General features: G+C 66.4%; 2 protein-coding genes. One reads left to right on the forward strand and one right to left on the reverse strand.

From position 1 onward, the window contains the following. Positions 1 to 250 (reverse strand): winged helix-turn-helix transcriptional regulator (locus J0695_RS37885; RefSeq protein ID WP_206969364.1); only part of this gene is annotated, 250 nt, incomplete at its 3' end. A 256-nt stretch (positions 251 to 506) separates the two neighbouring features. Between J0695_RS37885 and J0695_RS37890 the strand changes: the two genes are divergently transcribed. Beyond that, positions 507 to 1,869: MFS transporter (locus tag J0695_RS37890; protein WP_206969362.1), on the forward strand; the 1,363-nt coding region annotated here is incomplete at its 3' end.

A 1,869-nucleotide genomic window follows, 5' to 3' on the forward strand; every position in this document is an offset into this window, starting at 1 on the left:
GCACGGTGGGATGCACGGTGCGGACGATGAGGCCGTTTCGCTCCAGCTGACGGAGCGTCACCGTCAGCATGCGGCGGCTTATGCCGGGGATGCTGCGCTCCAACTCGGTGAAGCGGATCGGGTTGTGAGCGATCGTGAGCAGGATGATCTGCACGCTCCACTTGCCGGTGACGCTGACGAGGATGTCGCGGAATGAGCAGGACTCGGAGTGGATGACCTGCCCTGATACACCAGAGTCACTCTGTGACACGAAAGTTCCTTCTTCCGTCATTGGTCGGAGTCGCAGAACATGTAGCCCGATGAGCAAGCGAAGTGATCTGCCGTCAAACAACTCACGTAACCAGGCAGGCTTCGCACGCGCCAGGGGACTGTATCTCCCCTCATAACGATGGCGCCGTGTCCTCCTCCGGTGCCCGCCTCGCCCTGGAGGCGCGCGCCTTTATCTGTCCAGGTGCCCGCATCCTCGCTGCACGCGGGCATGCTCACACGAAGAGAAGGACTTTCTCATGGAAACTACCGCGACCGGGTCCCCGTCGAGGGCTGGAAGGCGGGAGTGGTTAGGACTGGCCGTGCTGGCCCTGCCGACTCTGCTGACATCTCTGGACACGAGTGTGCTCTTCCTGGCGCTTCCCCACATCAGCGCCGACCTGGACCCCAGCGGCACCCAGCAGCTCTGGATCGTCGATATTTACGCCTTGATGATTGCGGGCTTCCTGGTCACGATGGGAACGCTCGGTGACCGCATCGGCCGCCGTCTACTGCTGCTGTTCGGAGCCTCGCTCTTTGCCATGGCCTCGGTGCTGGCCGCCTACTCCTCCAGCGCGGAGATGCTGATCGCCACCCGCGCGCTGCTCGGAATTGCCGGCGCCACCCTGATGCCGTCCACCCTCGGACTGATCCGCAACATGTTCCAGGACTCCGCGCAGCGGTCGGTGGCCATCGCGGTCTGGATGAGCACCTTCATGCTCGGCATCGCCNNGACGCTGCCGGTCTTCTACGGCATCAAGGAACTGGCCGCAGACGGTCCGGAACTCCTCACGCTGGTCGCACTCGCGGTCGGCGCCACCTTCGGAGTCCTGTTCGTGAAGCGGCAGAACCGGCTCGCCTCCCCTCTGCTGGACCTCTCGTCCTTCAAGGACAGCACCTTCTCCTCCGCCCTGACCGTCATGCTCATCGGCTCCGCCGTAATGGGCGGCATCACCCTCTCCACCAGCCAGTTTCTCCAGCTCGTGCAGGGGATGTCCCCGATGCGGGCCGGCCTCTGGCTGTTGCCCGCCGCCGTATCCGTGATCGTCAGCGGCATGGCCTCACCGGGCCTGGCGCAGAAGCTGGGCGCCGGCAACGTCATCTGTGGCGGCTTGCTGTTCACCGTCACCGGCGGCCTGATGCTCTCCCAGGTGGACGATGCATCGAGCGTCGGCTACGTCATCACCTGCTTCTCACTCGTCTACTTCGGCATCGGCCCGATGTCGGCGCTGACCACGGACATCGTCGTCGGCTCCGTGCCGGCGGAGAAGGCCGGGTCCGCTGCCTCGACCTCCGAGACAAGTACCCAACTGGGTGTGGCCCTCGGCGTCGCCGGCCTCGGCAGCATCGGCTCGGCGGTGTACGGCGGCGAGGTCAAGAGCGCCATCCCCTCCGAAGCCCTGGGGGACGTGGCCGCGACCGCCCACGACTCGCTCGCCGGGGCCGTGTCCGTCGCCCCCCAACTGTCCGGCGACGCGGGCGCCTCCCTTCTTGAGGACGCCAGGGCGGCCTTTGTGAGTGGCATGGGCGCGGTCGGCGCCACCATCGGCGCCCTGGTCGCCGCCATGGTCATCCTTGCCGCGGTCAGGCTCCGAAAGGGCCCCGGCGCCGGTGGTCGGCCCG

Source organism: Streptomyces beijiangensis (assembly GCF_017315755.1).
GTDB classification, from domain to species: Bacteria; Actinomycetota; Actinomycetes; order Streptomycetales; family Streptomycetaceae; genus Streptomyces; species Streptomyces beijiangensis.